The sequence below is a fragment of the Rhizobacter sp. P2_D12 genome (genome assembly GCF_056404395.1).
Map to the genome: position 1 here is coordinate 13,099 of NZ_JBFUEB010000009.1, position 15,964 is coordinate 29,062.

16 protein-coding genes are annotated in these 15,964 nt (G+C 68.7%); 11 read left to right on the forward strand and 5 right to left on the reverse strand.

What is annotated here, in order from left to right:
* Window positions 1-4 precede the first annotated feature (4 nt).
* A complete protein-coding gene (locus AC1DYN_RS04425; RefSeq protein WP_477957897.1) occupies window positions 5-826 on the reverse strand; it encodes a N(5)-hydroxyornithine transformylase PvdF in 822 nt (273 codons plus the stop codon).
* Between the two features lie 126 nt (window positions 827-952).
* Between AC1DYN_RS04425 and AC1DYN_RS04430 the strand changes: the two genes are divergently transcribed.
* Window positions 953-1,981, forward strand: coding sequence for a GNAT family N-acetyltransferase (locus AC1DYN_RS04430; protein WP_477957898.1), 1,029 nt, complete (start codon window positions 953-955; stop codon window positions 1,979-1,981).
* Between the two features lie 2 nt (window positions 1,982-1,983).
* Window positions 1,984-3,231 carry a lysine N(6)-hydroxylase/L-ornithine N(5)-oxygenase family protein gene (locus AC1DYN_RS04435; protein WP_477957899.1) on the forward strand — a complete coding sequence of 416 codons (1,248 nt, stop codon included), beginning with the start codon at window positions 1,984-1,986 and terminating at the stop codon, window positions 3,229-3,231.
* A 12-nt stretch (window positions 3,232-3,243) separates the two neighbouring features.
* Here the strand turns inward: AC1DYN_RS04435 and AC1DYN_RS04440 are convergent, their stop codons facing one another.
* The gene (locus AC1DYN_RS04440; protein WP_477957900.1) at window positions 3,244-3,648 is read right to left on the reverse strand and encodes a VOC family protein; all 405 of its coding nucleotides are present in this window, start codon (window positions 3,646-3,648) and stop codon (window positions 3,244-3,246) included.
* 10 nt (window positions 3,649-3,658) lie between these two features.
* Window positions 3,659-4,630 (reverse strand): LysR family transcriptional regulator, encoded by a 972-nt coding sequence (locus AC1DYN_RS04445; RefSeq protein ID WP_477957901.1) that lies wholly within the window; start codon window positions 4,628-4,630, stop codon window positions 3,659-3,661.
* A 72-nt stretch (window positions 4,631-4,702) separates the two neighbouring features.
* On the opposite strand from AC1DYN_RS04445, the gene AC1DYN_RS04450 reads away from it, so the two are divergent.
* Window positions 4,703-5,929, forward strand: a complete 1,227-nt coding sequence (locus AC1DYN_RS04450; protein ID WP_477957902.1) for an MFS transporter — start codon at window positions 4,703-4,705, stop codon at window positions 5,927-5,929.
* Here the strand turns inward: AC1DYN_RS04450 and AC1DYN_RS04455 are convergent.
* Entirely contained in the window at window positions 5,874-6,308 is a 435-nt protein-coding gene (locus AC1DYN_RS04455; RefSeq protein ID WP_477957903.1) for an OsmC family protein, read from the reverse strand. The genes AC1DYN_RS04450 and AC1DYN_RS04455 overlap by 56 nt on opposite strands.
* A gap of 215 nt (window positions 6,309-6,523) precedes the next feature.
* Between AC1DYN_RS04455 and oxlT the strand changes: the two genes are divergently transcribed.
* Complete coding sequence (oxlT, locus tag AC1DYN_RS04460) at window positions 6,524-7,840, forward strand: oxalate/formate MFS antiporter (protein ID WP_477957904.1); 1,317 nt, start codon at window positions 6,524-6,526, stop codon at window positions 7,838-7,840.
* A gap of 90 nt (window positions 7,841-7,930) precedes the next feature.
* Here oxlT and AC1DYN_RS04465 read toward each other — a convergent pair whose 3' ends face one another.
* A complete protein-coding gene (locus AC1DYN_RS04465; protein ID WP_477957905.1) occupies window positions 7,931-8,539 on the reverse strand; it encodes a Crp/Fnr family transcriptional regulator in 609 nt (202 codons plus the stop codon).
* Window positions 8,540-8,662: 123 nt separating this feature from the next.
* On the opposite strand from AC1DYN_RS04465, the gene oxc reads away from it, so the two are divergent.
* From oxc to sucD, 7 genes are all read left to right on the forward strand, one after another.
* Window positions 8,663-10,435 (forward strand): oxalyl-CoA decarboxylase, encoded by a 1,773-nt coding sequence (gene oxc / locus AC1DYN_RS04470; protein ID WP_477957906.1) that lies wholly within the window; start codon window positions 8,663-8,665, stop codon window positions 10,433-10,435.
* Window positions 10,436-10,464: 29 nt separating this feature from the next.
* Window positions 10,465-11,724: a formyl-CoA transferase gene (gene frc, locus AC1DYN_RS04475; protein ID WP_477957907.1), complete on the forward strand. Its 1,260-nt coding sequence runs from the start codon at window positions 10,465-10,467 to the stop codon at window positions 11,722-11,724.
* A 5-nt stretch (window positions 11,725-11,729) separates the two neighbouring features.
* Window positions 11,730-12,173, forward strand: coding sequence for a PAS domain-containing protein (locus tag AC1DYN_RS04480; RefSeq protein ID WP_477957908.1), 444 nt, complete (start codon window positions 11,730-11,732; stop codon window positions 12,171-12,173).
* 38 nt (window positions 12,174-12,211) lie between these two features.
* Window positions 12,212-13,459, forward strand: coding sequence for a formyl-CoA transferase (gene frc, locus AC1DYN_RS04485; RefSeq protein ID WP_477957909.1), 1,248 nt, complete (start codon window positions 12,212-12,214; stop codon window positions 13,457-13,459).
* Window positions 13,460-13,581: 122 nt separating this feature from the next.
* Entirely contained in the window at window positions 13,582-13,911 is a 330-nt protein-coding gene (locus AC1DYN_RS04490) for an HAD family hydrolase (protein WP_477957910.1), read from the forward strand.
* A 24-nt stretch (window positions 13,912-13,935) separates the two neighbouring features.
* Window positions 13,936-15,096 carry an ADP-forming succinate--CoA ligase subunit beta gene (gene sucC / locus AC1DYN_RS04495; RefSeq protein WP_477957911.1) on the forward strand — a complete coding sequence of 387 codons (1,161 nt, stop codon included), beginning with the start codon at window positions 13,936-13,938 and terminating at the stop codon, window positions 15,094-15,096.
* A 1-nt stretch (window position 15,097) separates the two neighbouring features.
* The gene (gene sucD, locus AC1DYN_RS04500) at window positions 15,098-15,964 is read left to right on the forward strand and encodes a succinate--CoA ligase subunit alpha (RefSeq protein WP_477957912.1); all 867 of its coding nucleotides are present in this window, start codon (window positions 15,098-15,100) and stop codon (window positions 15,962-15,964) included.

Consider the following 15,964-nt stretch of genomic DNA (forward strand, 5'->3'; position numbering starts at 1 on the left):
CCTTTCAGCGGGGGGCGAGCGCGGCCAGGCCCTGGTGCAGCGCCGGGAACAGGCTGCGCTGGAAGTTGTTCCAGCGCAGCTCGAGGATGGTGTCGGCGGGGTCGATGTCGGTCGCCAGCACGTCGACGATCACCTCGCCCGAATCGATGCCGGTGTCGACGTAGTGGAACGACGCGCCGGTGCGGCGCACCGGCTCGACCGGCGTCGCGGTCATCGTGCGCCAGTCCATGCGCTGCCCGCGCGCGCCGTGCAGCGCATCCAGCGTCGCCCAGGCACCGCGGCGCTGGAACGGCGAGCCCTCGCGCGTGATGCCCGGGTGGATGTTGACGATGCGCCGCTCGAACGGCGCCCCGGGCCGCACCAGCTCGTCGAGGATGACCAGCAGGCCGTCCAGCACGACGACGTCCGCCTGCAGCTCGACCAGCGTGTGCAGCAGCCGCGCCTCGAAGCCGCTCTTGCCGGCCGTGCGCGCCGGCGCGCCGAGCGGCAGGCGGCGGTAGTCCGAGGTGACCGGGCGCATCAGGTCGAGCAGCAGCCGGCCCTGCGCGCGCAGCCCGGGCGGGAAGAACCAGCGCCGGCTCGGCTGGTACGAGAAGCCATAGTCCTTCAGCTTCTCGCGGTCCGCCGCCAGCCCTTCGTCGTCGTCGAAGATCACCGCTTCGAGCGAGTATGCATCGCCCAGCGCGCTGCCGTCCAGCGCCCCGGCGAGGTACTCGAGCGGCGACGCCATGTAGCGCAGCCCGCCCTTGAACTCGATGAGCTGCCCTGCCCGGTCGGCCGCGGCGTTGCGCAGCGACCCGATGTAGACCAATCTTGCCTTTGCCATGTGCTGCTAGACGAACCGGCCGGCCCGTTGTTCAGGCCTGAACAAAGCGCCGCGCGGCTCGTCATGGTCAGCATGAGTCCCGGCATCCCCTCCCGTCCCGTCCTCGAGCGCCCGTCCCCGGGCTGCGTGAGCCACCCCTGCGGCCAGCCGCTGCGCGTGCTGCGCGAAGGCGGGCACCTCGTCGTCGAGGCGGTGCACCATGGCGCCCGCGCCCGCTGGCAGCTGGCGCAGCAGGCCGGCGAGGCCACGCTGCAGTGGCAAGGCCCGTGTGCCGGCGAGCCGTCGGCGGCGCAGCAACTGGCGGTGCTCGAGGCCGCCTTCACCTTCGACCCGGGCGTGCGCGCGCTGACGCTGCTGCCGCCCTTCGCACCCGCCGCGAGCCTGGTCGCCGAGGGCCTCGCGCTGCCGGCGCCACGCGGGCAGCAGCGCGTGCACCGCGAGATGTTCTTCCAGCACGCACCGCTGTGGCTGCCGCAGGCGATGCCGCCGATGCCGCTGCAGTACACGCTGACCGGCGAGCGCCGCCATCCGCGCCGGCCGGTCAAGCGCGAAGGCACGCTGTACCAGCGCCACATCCCGTGGCTGGCCGGCACGTTCTCGTTCCGCAGCCTGGACATCGCCTCCGACCTGCCGCGCTTCAACCGCTGGATGAACGACCCGGACGTCGCGCAGGTCTGGCAGGAGACCGGCGACCTCGCGAAGCACCGGCGCTACCTCGAGGCCATCGCCGCCGACCCGCACATGCAGGCGATGATCGCCTGCATCGACGGCGAACCCTTCGGCTACTTCGAGACCTACTGGGCCAAGGAGAACCGCATCGCACCGTTCTACGACGCCGACGACCACGACCGCGGCTGGCACGTGCTGATCGGCGAGCCGTCGTTCCGCGGCAAGGCCTTCGCGACGGCGTGGCTGACCTCGATCTCGCACTACCTGTTCCTGGCCGATCCGCGCACGCGGCGCATCGTGGGCGAACCGCGTGCCGACCACCGCCAGCAGCTGCGCAACCTCGACCGCAGCGGCTACGCGAAGCTGAAGGAGTTCGATTTCCCGCACAAGCGCGCGATGCTGGTGATGCTGCTGCGCGAGCGCTATTTCACCGACACGCTGTGGTGGCCCCGCGATGACGAGGCACCGGTACCCGCCAGGAGCTGAGCATGCACGTCCACGATCTCATCGGCATCGGCTTCGGGCCGTCCAACCTGGCGCTGGCGATCGCGCTCGACGAACGCCGGCGCGCCGGCCAGCCGGTCGACGCGATGTTCATCGAGCGCCAGCCCGCCTTCGCGTGGCACCCGGACATGCTGCTGTCGCATGCGCACATGCAGATCTCGTTCCTGAAGGACCTGGCGACGCTGCGCAACCCGACCAGCCGCTTCACCTTCGTGAACTACCTGCACGAGAAGCAGCGGCTGCAGGATTTCATCAACCTGAAGACCTTCTATCCGAGCCGGCGCGAGTTCAACGACTACCTGGCCTGGGCGGCGGCGCAGTTCGACGCCGGCTGCGCCTATGGCGAGGAGGTGATCGACGTGCTGCCCGAGCAGCGCGGGCGCGAGGTCGAGCTGCTGCGGGTGCGCTCGCGCGATGCGGCCGGCACGCTGCACGAGCGGCTCGCGCGCAACCTGGTGGTGAGCATCGGCGGCACGGCGAACATCCCGCCGGCGTTCCACGGGCTGCAGGACGATGCGCGGGTGCTGCATTCGAGCGGCTACCTGAGCGGCATCGCGCGCAACGACGCGGCGCAGCGCATCGCCATCGTCGGTGCCGGGCAGAGCGCGGCCGAGCTCTTCATGGACCTGCATGGCCGGCCGAACGCGCCGCAGGTCGACCTCGTCATGCGGGCGCGGGCGATCAAGCCGGCGGACGACAGCCCGTTCGTCAACGAGATCTTCAACCCGGATTTCGTCGACCACCTGTATGCGCGGCCGCAGGCCGAACGCGGGGCGCTGCTGCGCGAGTTCCGCCACACCAACTACGCCTGCCCGGACCTGGCGCTGATCCAGCAGATCTTCAAGGTGTTCTACGACCAGCGCGTCAGCGGCGAGGCGCGCCACCGGCTGCTGAGCCGGCACGAGATCCAGAGCGTGCGGGCGGCGGCCGACGGGATCCACCTGAACCTGCTCGACGTGAATGCCTCGCGCGAGAGCAGCCAGCGCTACGACGCGGTGGTGCTGGCCACCGGCTATGCGCGCGAGCAGCACCATGCGCTGCTGGGCCGGCTGTCGCCGTGGCTCGGCGGGCTGGAGGTGGACCGGGACTACCGCGTGATCGGGCCGCGCGAGTTCCTGCCGGGGGTGTTCCTGCAGGGGGCCTGCGAGACCACGCACGGGCTGAGCGACACGCTGCTGTCGATCACCGCCGTGCGCTCGGCGCAGATCGGGCAGGCCTTGCTGGCGGGTTGAGCGGCAGCCGGGCTACGGAACCGGTTGGATCAGGTCCCACAGGTTGCCGTACAGGTCTTCGAACACGGCGACCCGGCCGTGCGGCTGCTGCTCGGGAGGCCGCACGAAGCGGATGCCCTGGGCGACATACGCCGCGTGGTCGCGCTCGAAATCGTCGGTGCAGAGGAACAGGAACACGCGCTGCCCGGTCTGGTCGCCGATGCGCGTGGCCTGGTGCGCGTTGCTCGCGCGCGCCAGCAGCAGCTGCGCACCCGAGGAGTCGCCGCGCGGACGCACGACGACCCAGCGCTTGCCTTGCTGCGGCACCGGCTTGTCTTCCACCAGCTCGAAGCCGAGCTTGCCGACGTAGAACGCGAGTGCCTCGTCGTAGTCGCGCACGACCAGCGACACGAGGCCGAGGGATTGCCGGATGCTCATGCCCACAGTGTCACGCAGGCCGCGTCACGCGCGCCACCGCCGCCGGCAGCTCGGCACGCATCGCCTCGATGAAGCGCCGCAGCTTGGCCGGGTAGAAGCGCGCATGCGGATACACCAGGTAGACCGGCAGCGGGCTGGCCACCCATTGCGGCGCCAGGTGCAGCAGCCGGCCCTGCTGCAGGTCTTCGCCGAGCATCCRGGCCGAGATCACCGCCACGCCCAGGCCCTGCAGCGTCGCGCTGCGCAGCGCATACAGGCTGTCGGTGCTGAGCTTCGGGTGGAACGACACGCCGCACACCTCGCCGCTGCCGGCATGGGTCAGCAGCATCTCGGTGCGGTAGAAGTTGCGCGCTGCGAGCCACGGCAGCGCCGCCAGCTCGGCCGCATGCGCCGGCAACGCGCCGCCGCGCAGCACCGCGGGCGCCGCGACGACGATGCGCGGCACCTCGGACAGCCGGATCGCCACCGCCGACGCATCGGTCACCTCTCCGACCTGGATCGCGCAGTCGATGCCCTCGCCGATGAAATCCGGCGTGCGCTGGTGCGGCCGGTCGTGCAGCAGCCAGTCGACCGTCACGCGCGGATAGCGCCGCATGTAGTCGCCCAGCGGCCCGATCAGCAGCTGCTGGCCGAAGGCATGCGGCGCGACCACGCGCAGCACGCCCTCCGGCTCGTCGCCGACGCCGCGCAGCTCGGACTCGAAGGCCTGCCAGCTCTCCAGCAGTTCCTTCGCGCGTTCGAAGCAGCGCGCGCCGTCCTCGGTCAGCTTCATCGCATGCGTCGAGCGCTGCAGCAGCCGCAGCCCCAGCGAACGCTCCAGCGCCTGCAGCCGGCGGCTCACGGTGGGCTGCGTGGCCCCCATCTGCAAGGCCGCCGCCGACAGGCTGCCGGCCTCGACGATGCGCACGAAGGTCTGCATCAGCTCGATGCGATCGGCCGCGACCGGCGCGGGCTTCGGAACGGTGGCGGAGGCCTTGCTCATACGCCAAGCGTATAGCAGTTCTGCCGCGCGCGGGGCTTCCATGCCCTGGGGCCGCCCGGCACACTGCCCGCCATGTCTTCCATACCCACTCCGCATACACACGCCCCGGCGCACGCGAAGGCGCCGCGGCTGTCGACGCCACTGGTGCTGCTGCTGGCCACCGGCGCCGGCCTCGCCGTCGCGTCGCTCTACTACAGCCAGCCGATGCTCGGCGTGCTGGGCACCGAGCTCGGCCCGGACGGCCGCGCCATCGGCTTCGTGCCGACGATGACGCAGCTCGGCTATGCGCTCGGCATCCTGCTGCTGGCGCCGCTGGGCGATCGCTTCGACCGGCGCCGCATCATCGTCATCAAGGCCGCGGCGCTGTGTGCCGCGCTGCTGCTGGCCGGTGCCGCGCCGTCGGCCGCGTTGCTGCTGGTGGCCAGCCTCGCGATCGGCCTGGCCGCGACGATGGCGCAGGACATCGTGCCCGCCGCCGCGACGCTCGCGCCCGACGCCCACCGCGGCAAGGTGGTGGGCAGCGTGATGACCGGGCTGCTGATGGGCATCCTGTTGTCGCGCGTGGTCAGCGGCGTCGTCGCCGAGGTCTTCGGCTGGCGCACGATGTTCGTGCTGGCCGCCGCCAGCATCGCGCTGATCGGTGCCGCCGCATGGCGCGGCCTGCCGAGCCTGCGGCCCACCACGCAGCTGGCCTACGGCGCCTTGCTGCGCTCGCTCGGCACGCTGTGGAAGAAGCACGCGACGCTGCGCCGCGCGGCGTTCGCGCAGGGCTTCCTGTCGATCGGCTTCAGCGCGTTCTGGTCGACGCTGGCGGTGATGCTGCATGGCGCGCCCTTCCACATGGGCAGCGCGGCGGCCGGTGCCTTCGGGTTGGCCGGGGCCGCCGGCGCGCTGGCCGCGCCGATCGCCGGCCGCATCGCCGATCGGCGCGGGCCCGAGATCGTGACCCGTGGCGGCGCCTTGCTGGTGCTGCTGTCGTTCGCGGTGATGGGCCTGATGCCGCTGCTGCCGCGCGAAGCGCAGCTGGCCTTGCTGGCGGTCAGTGCGGTCGGCTTCGACCTGGGCATCCAGATGTCGCTGATCGCGCACCAGACCATCGTCTACGGCATCGATCCCGCAGCGCGCAGCCGGCTCAATGCGGTGCTGTTCACCGTCGTGTTCATCGGCATGGCCCTGGGCTCCGGGCTCGGCAGCGTGGCGCTGGCGCGCGGCGGCTGGATCGCGGTGACGACGCTGGCCAGCGTCAGCGCGCTGCTGGCACTGGCGGTGCGCCTGTGGCCGGCGCGAGCACGGTCGTGACCTCGGTCGTCGCCTGCGTCATCAGGCGGTGCACCGGGCACTTGGCGGCGACGTTCAGCAGCTCCTGGCGCTGCGCGTCGGTCAGCGGGCCGCCGAATGCCATCGTCACGCTGAGCTTGTAGACGCCCTGCCGCTCCTGGCTGTTGTCGGTCTCGACCGTCACCTCGATGTCCTCGAGCGGGATCTGCTTGCGGTTCGCGTACCACAGCACCGTCAGCGCCTTGCAGCTGCCGAGTGCGCTGTCGTACAGCTCGTGCGGCGTCGGCCCCTGGTCTTCRCCGCCGTTCGATTCGGGTTCGTCGACGACGATGCGGTGCTGGCGCACCGACACGGTGTGTTTCATCTTGCCCGTGCGGTCACGGGTCACCACGATGCTCATGCGATCTCCTGGTCGGTTCGGGGTCGCTGCACTATAGGTTGCGCGAGGCGCGCCCATCCGACCCTATGCGGGTCAACCAGCAGGCCGCAATTTTTGAATCTTGACTGCAGTCAAGAGTTTTGCGGCCATGGAGTCGGACATTGATCGCCTGCAACCGGCAAACGCATGACCCAATGCGGCCCGCTCATCGACCCTTCGAGACAAAGGACAGTCCCATGAACCGCCCCTCGGTAGCGATCCCCAACCCGGCCGTATCCGGCCACACCGGCACAGCCAGCCAGCATCGGTTTTTCCGATGGGGCCAGTTGCTGATGGGGATCGTGTGCATGGCGATGATCGCCAACCTGCAGTACGGCTGGACGCTGTTCGTCAACCCCATCGCCGACAAGCACGGCTGGAGCCGCGCCGCCATTCAGGTGGCCTTCACGATCTTCGTGCTCACCGAGACCTGGCTGGTGCCGATCGAAGGCTACCTGGTCGACCGCTTCGGCCCGCGCCCGGTCGTGCTGGTCGGCGGCATCCTGTGCGGCCTCGGCTGGGTGATGAACTCGTTCGCCGACTCGCTGACGATGCTGTACATCGCGGCTGCGGTCGGCGGCGTCGGTGCCGGCGCCGTCTACGGCACCTGCGTCGGCAACGCGCTGAAGTGGTTCCCGGACCGCCGCGGCCTGGCCGCAGGCCTCACCGCCGCCGGCTTCGGTGCCGGCTCGGCGCTGACCATCGTGCCGATCTCGGCCTACATCAAGTCGAGCGGCTACGAAGCGGCCTTCCTGTACTTCGGCATCGGCCAGGGCCTGATCGTGTTCCTGCTGTCGTGGGCGCTGGTGCGTGCACCGGAGCATGCCAACAAGCAGGGCCAGTCCACCGGCCGCGTGCAGCAGACCCGGCGCGACTACGCGCCCACCGAAGTGCTGCGCAAGCCGGTGTTCTGGGTGATGTACGTGATGTTCGTGATGGTGGCGGCCGGCGGCCTGATGGCCACCGCGCAGCTGGCACCGATCGCCAAGGACTTCAAGATCATCGACGTGCCCGTCAACATCATGGGCCTGATCCTGCCGGCGCTGACCTTCGCCCTCGCGATCGACCGCGTGCTCAACGGCTTGACGCGTCCCTTCTTCGGCTGGGTGTCCGACCAGATCGGCCGCGAGATGACGATGCTGATCGCGTTCGCGCTCGAATCGGTGGGCATCCTGCTGCTGTACAACTTCGGCCAGAACCCGGTCCTGTTCGTGATCCTGACCGGCCTGGTGTTCTTTGCGTGGGGCGAGATCTACAGCCTGTTCCCGTCGACCTGCGCCGACACCTTCGGCTCCAAGTACGCCGCGTCCAATGCCGGCATGCTGTACACCGCCAAGGGCACGGCCTCGCTGCTGGTGCCGCTGTCCAGCGTGCTGGCCACGGCCACCGGCAGCTGGCACACGGTGTTCATCGTCGCCAGCGTGATGAATGCGGTGGCGGCGCTGATGGCCTGGTTCGTGTTGCGGCCGATGCGGCGCAAGCAGATGGAACAGTCTGCGCTGCAAACCGGCTGAACGGACGTCAACGAGCCCCGTTCGCCCTGAGCAGGGACTGAGCCTGTCGAAGGCCCGACCCTTCGACAAGCTCAGGGCGAACGGATCGGCTCAGATCTTGCCGCTGTGACGAAGGCGGCTGAGCGTCTCTGCCGACAGGTTCAGGTAGGACGCCAGCTCCTTCTGCGGGATCCGGTCCACCAGGGCCGGATGCTTGCGCAAGAAGCGATGCACCCGCCCCGGGGCATCGAGCAAGTGCAGCGTGATCGTGTGCGCCATGATCTCGCTCATCACCTTCATCACGTTGTACTCGAAGTCCTGCTTGGCCTTCGCACGTGATTCGAGGAACGCGGCCCACTCCTTCATCGGCATGCTCGCCACGCGCGCCTTGGTGACGCAGACGATGCCGTAGGGCGTGGGCGTGCCAAGCCGCCACGCGGCGTAGCTGGTCTCCATGTCGCCCTCGTCGGCGAAGCGCAGGATCATCTCCTTGCCTTCCTGGTTCGAGACCACGCGCTTCAGGATGCCGTCCAGGATGAAGTACTGGACCATGTCGCGCACGCCCTGGTGCAGCAGGAAATCGCCCTTGTGGCCGTCGACGACGGTGAGATGCGTTTCCAGTTCGGCGCGGTCGTCGTCGCCGAGACCTTCGAGGACGACGTTCCGCTTGAGCTGCACGCGGATCACGTTGCGCTCGGGGTGATTCACGAGAAATGTCATCGCAGCCTTCGGGCTCTTTTCAGGAATCTTGACCGCAGTCAACGGTGCATCGAGGAGGCCCCAATCATAGTCGTGGCTCGCATTCGAGATTCACCCCTCACCGAGCCCAATAAAAGGAGAGACATGTCTTCCGTCATCGAAACCCGACCGGCATCCAGCAAGAAAACCGATGCCGGCGTCCTCTCCGACAGCGCGCTCGTGGAAAACCCTCAGACCGACGGTTTCCACCTCGTCATCGACGCACTGAAGCACAACGACATCGACACCATCTTCGGCCTGGTCGGCATCCCGATCACCGACCTGGCGCGCCTGGCACAGGCCGAGGGCATGCGTTTCATCGGTTTCCGGCACGAGCAGAACGCCGGCAACGCCGCGGCCATCGCCGGCTACATCACGCAGAAGCCCGGCATCTGCCTGACGGTGTCGGCCCCGGGTTTCCTGAACGGCCTGACGGCGCTCGCCAATGCGACGACCAACTGCTTTCCGATGATCCTGATCAGCGGTTCCAGCGAACGCGAGATCGTCGACCTGCAGCAAGGCGACTACGAAGAGATGGACCAGCTGAACGCCGCCAAGCCGTACGCCAAGGCGGCCTACCGCGTGCTGCATGCCGAAGACATCGGCATCGCCGTGGCACGCGCGATCCGCGCGGCCGTGTCGGGCCGCCCGGGCGGTGTCTACCTGGACCTGCCGGCCAAGCTGCTGGCGCAGACGATGGACGCGGTGCAAGGCCGCAAGTCGCTGGTGCGCGTGATCGATGCAGCGCCGCGCCAGCTGCCGGCACCCGACTCGGTGCAGCGCGCGCTGGACGTGCTGAAGGGCGCGAAGCGGCCGCTGATCCTGCTCGGCAAGGGCGCGGCCTACGCGCAGGCCGATGCCGACATCCGCGCCTTCGTCGAGAAGACCGGCATCCCCTACTTGCCGATGTCGATGGCCAAGGGCCTGCTGCCCGACACGCATGCGCAGTCGGCCTCCGCGGCGCGCTCGTTCGTGCTGGCCGAGGCCGACGTGGTGGTGCTGGTCGGCGCGCGCCTGAACTGGCTGCTGTCGCACGGCAAGGGCAAGACCTGGGGCGCGCCGCTGGCCAAGCAGTTCATCCAGGTCGACATCTCGCCGACCGAGATCGACAGCAACGTGGCCATCGCAGCCCCGGTGATCGGCGACATCGGCTCCTGCGTGTCGGCGCTGCTGGCGGGCCTGGGTCCGAACTTCCCGAAGCCGTCGGCCGAATGGATCGGCGCGATCGCCGAGCGCAAGGACAAGAACCTGTCCAAGATGGCCGCGACGCTGGCGCAGAACCCGTCGCCGATGAACTTCCACAGCGCGCTGCGTTCGATCCGCGACGTGCTGAAGCTGCACCCGGACATCAACCTGGTCAACGAGGGCGCCAACACGCTCGACTACGCGCGCAGCATCATCGACCAGTACCAGCCGCGCAAGCGCTTCGATTCCGGCACCTGGGGGATCATGGGCATCGGCATGGGCTATGCGATCGGCGCGGCCGTCGTCAGCGGCAAGCCGGTGGTCGCGATCGAAGGCGACAGCGCCTTCGGCTTCAGCGGCATGGAGCTGGAAACCATCTGCCGCTACCAGCTGCCGGTGTGCACCGTGATCTTCAACAACAACGGCGTCTACCGCGGCACCGACGTGAACCCGACCGGCGGCAAGGACGTCGCGCCCACGGTGTTCGTCAAGGGCGCGCGCTACGACAAGATGATCGAGGCCTTCGGCGGCATCGGCTTCAACGCCACCACCCCCGAGGAACTGGCCAGTGCGCTGACCGAGGCCATCGCCTCCGGCAAGCCGACCGTCATSAACGCCGTCATCGATGAGACGGCGGGCACCGAGAGCGGCCGCTTGACGAACCTGAATCCCCAGAGCGCAGCCAAGAAGTAATCGCAGAGTCCACCAGGAGCAACGACCACATGAGCACCAAATCCCTGCCGCTTGCCGGCATCAAGATCATCGACTTCACCCACGTGCAGGCCGGTCCCGCCTGCACCCAGCTGCTGGCCTGGTTCGGCGCCGACGTGATCAAGGTCGAGCGCCCCGGCTCCGGCGACGTGACGCGCAGCCAGCTGCGCGACATCCCCGACGTCGACGCGCTGTACTTCACGATGCTCAACAGCAACAAGCGTTCGTTGACGCTGGACACCAAGACGCCCGAGGGCAAGCAGGTGCTGGAGACGCTGATCCGCCAGAGCGACGTGCTGGTCGAGAACTTCGGCCCCGGCGCGCTCGACCGCATGGGCTTCACCTGGGAACGCATCAGCGAGCTGAACCCGAAGATGATCGTCGCGTCGGTCAAGGGCTTCAGCGACGGCCACCACTACGATGACCTGAAGGTCTACGAGAACGTCGCGCAGTGCGCCGGCGGCGCGGCCTCGACCACCGGCTTCTGGGACGGCCCGCCCACCGTCAGCGCCGCCGCGCTCGGCGACAGCAACACCGGCATGCACCTGGCGATCGGCATCCTGACGGCCATCATCGGCCGCCAGCAGACCGGCCGCGGCCAGCGCGTCGCGGTGTCGATGCAGGACAGCGTGCTGAACCTGTGCCGCGTCAAGCTGCGCGACCAGCAGCGCCTGGACCGCCTGGGCTTCCTCGAGGAGTACCCACAATACCCGCACGGCACCTTCAGCGACGTGGTGCCGCGCGGCGGCAACGCCGGCGGCGGCGGCCAGCCGGGCTGGGTGCTCAAGTGCAAGGGCTGGGAGACCGACCCGAACGCCTACATCTACTTCACGATCCAGGGCCATGCCTGGGAACCGATCTGCAAGGCGATCGGCAAGCCGGAATGGATCACCGACCCCAACTACATGACGGCCAAGGCGCGCCAGCCGCACATCACCGAGATCTTCGCCACCATCGAGACCTGGCTGGCCGACAAGACCAAGTTCGAGGCGGTCGACATCCTGCGCAAGTTCGACATCCCGTGCGCGCCGGTGCTGACGATGAAGGAGCTGGCCAACGACCCGTCTCTGCGCGCGAGCGGCACCATCACCGAGGTGCCGCACAAGGAGCGCGGCACCTACCTGACGGTGGGCAGCCCGATCAAGTTCTCCGACATGAAGCCGACGATCACCGCATCGCCGCTGCTGGGCGAGCACACCGACGAGGTGCTGGCGGGCCTGGGCTACAGCGGATCGCAGATCAAGGAACTGCGCGCCGCGAAGGCGGTGTGAACGCCATGGCCGCCGTCGATTTCGAGCAACTGGTGGGCGCCATCGGCGATGCGATCGTCGTGACCGACGCCGCCGGCGCGATCACGTTGTGGAACCCGGCGTGCGAGCGCATGTTCGGCTTCACGCAGGCCGAGGCCCTGGGGCAGTCGCTCGACCTGATCATTCCCGAGCGGCTGCGCAAGCGCCACTGGGAGGGCTACGAGAAGACGATGCACACGGGCATCACCAAGTACGGCACCGACCTGCTGAAGGTGCCGGCGGTGGACAAGGACGGGCGCGCGATGTCGATCGCCTTCACGGTGGCGATGCTGCGCTCGGCCGACGGAAAACCCACCGCGATCGCGGCCGTGATCCGGGATGAGACCATACGCTTCAACGAGGAACGCGGGCTGCGCAAGCGGCTCGCCGAACTCGAAGCGCGGACGTCATCGACCGACATCTCGGCCTGAAGAGAAGAGCTGCGCGCCACAACAGGAGACATGGTTCCATGAGCAAGGCACTGGACGGGGTCCGCGTCCTCGACTTCACGCACGTGCAGTCGGGCCCCACCTGCACCCAGCTGTTGGCCTGGTTCGGCGCCGACGTGATCAAGGTCGAGCGCGCCGGCGAAGGCGATGCGACGCGCGGCCAGCTGCGCGACATCCCCGGCGTCGACAGCCTCTACTTCACGATGCTCAACCACAACAAGCGCTCGATCACGCTGGACACCAAGACGGCCAAGGGCCGCCAGGTGCTGGACACGCTGATCAAGAAATGCGACGTGCTGGTCGAGAACTTCGCGCCCGGCGCGCTCGAGCGCATGGGCGTCACCTGGGCCCACATCCAGAAGCTGAACCCGCGCATGATCGTCGCGTCGGTCAAGGGCTTCGGGCCCGGCAAGTACGCCGAGTGCAAGGTCTACGAGAACGTCGCGCAATGCGCCGGCGGCGCCGCATCGACCACCGGCTTCGACGACGGCCCGCCGGTCGTCACCGGCGCGCAGATCGGCGACAGCGGCACCGGGCTGCACCTGGCGCTGGGCATCCTGGCCGCGCTGTACCAGCGCAACAGCACCGGCCGCGGCCAGCAGGTGCTGGCGCCGATGCAGGACGCGGTGCTGAACCTGTGCCGCGTGAAGCTGCGCGACCAGCAGCGCCTGGAGCGTGCCGGCGTGCTGCAGGAGTACCCGCAGTACCCCGACAGCAAGTTCGGCGATGCGGTGCCGCGCGCAGGCAACGCGTCGGGCGGCGGCCAGCCGGGCTCGATCCTGAAATGCAAGGGCTGGGAGACCGACCCGAACGCCTACATCTACTTCATCACGCAGGCGGCGGTGTGGCCGGCGGTGTGCAAGGTGATCGGCGAGCCCAGCTGGATCGACGACCCGGCGTATGCGACGCCGCAGGCGCGGCTGCTCCACCTGAAGCCGATCTTCAAGCGCATCGAGCAGTGGACGATGACGCTGGACAAGTACGAGGCGATGGACATCCTGAACCAGTACGACATCCCGTGCGGCCCGATCCTGTCGATGAAGGAGATCGCCGCCGACGAATCGCTGCGCAAGAGCGGCACCATCGTCGAGGTCGACCATCCCGAGCGCGGGAAGTACCTGACGGTGGGCAACCCGATCAAGATGTCGGACAGCTCGACCGAGGTGACGCGCTCGCCGCTGCTGGGCGAGCACACCGACGAAGTGCTGCGCGAGCTGGGCTACAGCGCCGACGACGTCGCGATGCTGCGCGCGGAGCGCGTCATCTGAGGCCGTGGGTCCGCGATCCATAACCGATCGCAAATGCATTCAATAAAATAGTTTGACTATCAATTATTGATCGCAGAATCTAGATTCTCATCATGCCGACATTCTTTTTCGAGGAGCTCGCCATGATCGACGAATTGCCCATCCAGTACCGCCACGATGAAATGGAACTCAACGCGTACAACGCGGCGTTCTACGACCTCGGTTTCCGCTGGTATTGGGATCGCGACACCTACCTGGAATTGATCAGCCGCAACGAGAATGCCGGCGACCAGATCCAGCATTACCTGCGCACGCAGCAGCCGCACCTGCTGACGGCCTATGACGAGCCGTTCCTGATCGAGCTGATCCAGCAGAAGAAGACCGAGCACCGCAAGCGTGGCACCGTGCCGCAATCGGCCCGCCCCTGCCATTTCGACTGGGCGCGTGCGCTCGACGGCGAACTCGGCGCCTGAGGCCCGCGGCCAACGGAAACCGTCATGAACATCCATGAATTCCAGGGCAAGGCGATATTGCGGAAATACGGTGCGGCCACGCCGCGCGGGTTTCCCTGCCAATCCCCCGACGAAGCCGTCGAGGTGGCGCGCCGGCTCGGCGGAAAATCCTGGATGGTGAAGGCGCAGATCCATGCCGGCGGGCGTTCGAAAGCCGGCGGCGTGAAACTCGCCAAATCGCTTTCCGAAGTTCACCGGCATGCCGCCGACATGCTCGACACGACCCTGGTGACGCCGCACACCGGCCCGGCCGGCCGCGTCGTCAGGCGACTGCTGGTGGAGCAAGGGGCGGAGATCCGCAAGGCGTTCCAGGTGAAGCTGATGGTCGACCGCAGGTCGCAGCGCGTCGCGCTGTCGGCCTGTGGCCAGGGCGGCACGGGCGGTACCCACCAGGTGCTGATCGACCCAGGCACCGGCCTGAAGACGGCCGAGGCCGACGACATCGCGCGCCGCCTCGGCATCCCGGAAAAGGCCATCCCCGAGGCACGCGATTTCCTGCGCAACCTCTACCGCGCATTCGACGAACGCGATGCCTCGCGCGCCGAGATCGATCCGCTGGTGCTGACCACCGACGGCCGCGTGCTCGCGCTCGACGCCAGTTTTCGCTTCGATCCGAACGCCCTCTTCCGCCAGCCCGAGATCGCCGCGATGCGCGAATCCGGCGACGCCGACGCGGGCGAGCTGCCGGACGGCGGCTGCGCGAAGTTCGACCTCGCCGGCATCCCGCTGTACGGCAACATCGGCTGCCTGGTCAACGGCCGCGGCCTTGCGATGGCCACGCTGGACGTCATCAAGCTGTACGGCGGCACGCCCGCCACCTTCCTCGACGTCGGCAGCCGCGCGACGGCGGCCAAGGTGGCGCAGGCCTTGAAACCGATGCTGCGCAACCCGGACCTGCAGGTCGTGCTGGTCAACGTGTTCGGCGGCCTGGTGCGCTGCGACGTGATCGCGCACGGCGTGATCGAGGCCGCGCGGCATGCCCGCCCCGGCGTGCCGCTGGTGGTGCGCATGCAGGGCACGCACGAGGAACTGGGCCGCACGCTGCTCGCGCAGTCGGGCCTGCCCGTCATCGGCGCCATCAGCCTGGCCGATGCCGCCGGCAAGGCCGTGGTCGCCGCCGCGTCGGCCGCCTTGCGTCGGCATTGACATGGCCATCCTCGTCGACCGCCACAGCCGCGTCATCACGCAGGGCCTGACCGGCCGGGCCGGGCAGTTCCACACCGCCGCCTGCCTCGACCATGCGCACGGCGCCCAGTGCTTCGTCGGCGGCGTGAACCCGCGCAAGGCCGGCGAGACCTGCGTCGGGCTGCCGGTGTTCGGCAGCGTGCGCGAGGCCCGGCGGCACACCGGCGCCACCGTGTCGGTGATCTACGTGCCGCCGGCTTTCGCCGCGGCCGCCATCGACGAGGCGGTGGACGCCGGCATCGAGCTCGTCGTCTGCATCACCCAGGGCATCCCGGTGCGCGACATGATCCGCACCCGCCACCGCATGCAGGGCAGCCCGACGGCGCTGCTCGGCCCGAGCAGCCCGGGGGTGATCACGCCGGGCGAGCTCAAGGTCGGCATCATGCCGGGACCGATCCACCGGCCCGGCCGCATCGGCGTGCTGTCGAGTTCGGGCGCGCTGACCTACGAAGCGGTGAGCCAGCTCGGCGCGGCCGGGCTCGGGCAGTCCACCGTCGTCGGCCTGGGCAGCGACCCGGTCGGCGGCCTCACGCACATCGACGTGCTGAAGATGTTCAATGACGATCCCGACACCGACGCGGTGCTGGTGGTCGGCGAGATCGGCGGCGATGCCGAGGAGCAGTGCGCGCACTGGGTGCACGAGCACATGCGCAAGCCGGTGATCGGCTTCATCGCCGGCGTCACTGCCCCCGCCGGCCGCGGCAGCGTCACCGCCAACGCCAAGCTCTCGGTGCTGGCGCAGTGCGGCATCCGCGTCGCGCGCCACCCGGGCGACGTCGGCACCCTGCTCGCCCGCGTGGCGAGTCCCGAATGCCTGAGCCTCGACTGA